Origin of the sequence: Okeania sp. SIO2B9, from assembly GCF_010672505.1 — a bacterium.
GTDB lineage: Bacteria > Cyanobacteriota > Cyanobacteriia > Cyanobacteriales > Microcoleaceae > Okeania > Okeania hirsuta.
Genome location: NZ_JAAHGK010001198.1, coordinates 1 through 2353, shown reverse-complemented (window position 1 = coordinate 2353; position 2353 = coordinate 1). Strand labels below are relative to the sequence as shown.

Below are 2353 nucleotides of genomic sequence, written 5' to 3'. Positions count from 1 at the left end.
AAACTTAGCTAAAACCCTTATTTCATCTAACTCTCAGGGATTTAGGTATGATTGGGCTATAACTCCAAAAACCTTTGTATTGCAAGGAATTCAGCCTCTTAATATTTACTTGATAAATCAGCTCTAAAATAGTTAATTAATAACTGTTAATTTAATTGATTTTAAAATTCAGGGTCTTCTCAGAAAAATATCACCTAAAAACAATTAATTTTAGCTATAAAATTGAGGAAAAAGTAGAATAAATAATAAGATGAGAAGCATCTTTTTTTTGCTATCTCCAAATATTAATTATCCAAAAATTAAATTTAAAAAGTATTTCCTGACGGAATGCTCCGCAGGAGCAGCACTAACGCAAACAGCGAGTGATTTATACTGAAATCGAGAGAAATGTAATTAAAAAGGTGATTTAAACCCGACCTAATAGCTGAAAGCTAGTTAAACTTGTGAAGTTTTCTTTCAAAGATTCATATCTGTCTAAAACTTTAATATTTTGAATTAATATCAATAACACTAAAAAATATGCAAACTCGCCAAAAATTTCCCATTGCTATTGAACAGAACATACTCACAATAGCGATCGCTGCCTTAGTATTTCTAATGTATATTCCTCTAATCATCTATTGGTATGATGGCTGGCTAAATAAAAGTATAAGTATAGAACATGAATACTTTAGTCATGGAATAATAGGTCTACCTTTTGCTGGTTATATTGTTTGGAATAATCGTCATAAATGGCAAGAATTACCCAATATTTTTCACCCATTGGGAGGCATATTATTAGGACTTGCAGGAGCTTGGTATGTAAGTGGTATCCCAGACCTGATTAACTTATCTTTTCCATTAATACTAGCAGGAATTTGTCTTTGGTTTAAAGGAATTCCTGGATTAAAATTAATGGTTATGCCGCTAATTTTCGTTTTGCTTGCTAGTCCTAACCATATTCCTTATCTAATAGAACCTTATGCCTTGCCTCTACAAAAATTTATTGCTGCAGTAGCTGGCTTCATTTTAACACAATTAAATATGGATGTTACTGTAGAACAAATATATCTATATGTAGGGGGAAGAATTGTCGAAGTTGCACCTCATTGTGCAGGTTTAAAAATGTTATTCACCAGTCTCTATGTTTCACTAATGCTACTTTACTGGACTGGTGCTATAGCTAGTCGTGTTAAAACAATTTTTTTACTTTCTAGTGCAACAGTGGTTAGCGTCAGTGCAAATATTATCAGAAACACTATACTAACAATTTTTCATGGTACAGGTCAAGATGAAGCTTTTCATTGGCTGCATGATGGATGGGGTGGAGATATGTATTCTGCTTGTATGTTGGGTTTATTAGTTTTGATGATGAATTGGATAGACAGTCATTTGACAACATCAGTTGAACCTGCAAATCAATAAAGTTATTGATCGAGTCTAGCTTTGAGATTTATCTTAACTAAAATAAATGTCAAAAAATCAATAAAATTTTCTTTGATTTTATATTTTTCTTTATGGGTTTAATAGCCTAAAGTCACCTTTACTGTCTACAATTGGTTAGGGTTTGTAGACAGGAAGTCCGTTGTTAAAGACTATCCCCATTTACTTCCTTCTTCTTCCTTCTCAACTTCTTCCTTATCAACTTCTTCAATATTTTTCTTTATGGGTTTAATAGCCTACATTCACCTTTACTGTCTACAATTGGTTAGGGTTTGTAGACAGGAAGTCCGTTGTTAAAGACTATCCCCATTTACTTCCTTCTTTTTCCTTCTCAACTTCTTCCTTCTTCAATATGGTTTATAGTTTAAAAAATCTCCAAAAGTATCAATTTCCACAAATAGTATTACTGGTATTTCTTTTAATCATTTTAGTAGTAGGTACTTTACCAGGTTATGTAGCAGGAAAATGGTCATGGGAAAATACCGCTAAAATTACTAATCTTAAAAGCTTAAAACAAATAAGAAAAGATGGATTAACTATTACTGATTTGACAACAACATCTCATCAAGAAATAACAATTGCCGATCATAAGTGGTTGCTTCAAAAAATTGACTATGAAAATAAATCTGTCACTTTGTTACTTTTAACTCAAAATGGACAAAAAGACCAGCCTCAAGTAGAATGGATGGATATAAATGGGTATTATCGTTGGAAGACTGATTCGTACAAGCGAGTTAGTTTTACCTCACAGACACCTGATGGAGATAGCATTACAGACTCAGGAAAACAAAATAAATCAGATATAGAAGCTAGATTTTTTAGGAGTTGGACAAATAAACAAACCTATGCAGTTATGCAATGGTACGCCTGGCCTGGAGGTGGTAGTCCAAAACCTGGTGATTGGTTTTGGACCGATAGACTAGCTATGGTA

At 32.7% G+C, this 2353-nt stretch carries 2 protein-coding genes; both read left to right on the top strand.

Going from position 1 to position 2353, the window contains the following annotated elements:
• Window positions 1–519 precede the first annotated feature (519 nt).
• Window positions 520–1404, top strand: a complete 885-nt coding sequence (gene crtB / locus F6K13_RS28890) for a cyanoexosortase B (protein WP_124144565.1) — start codon at window positions 520–522, stop codon at window positions 1402–1404.
• 370 nt (window positions 1405–1774) lie between these two features.
• Window positions 1775–2353: cyanoexosortase B system-associated protein (locus F6K13_RS28885; protein ID WP_287289270.1), on the top strand; the 579-nt coding region annotated here is incomplete at its 3' end.

Bases quoted from the DNA above. Each gene is read 5' to 3' on its own strand.
- crtB (WP_124144565.1), top strand. From the start codon at position 520: ATGCAAACTCGCCAAAAATTTCCCATTGCTATTGAACAGAACATACTC.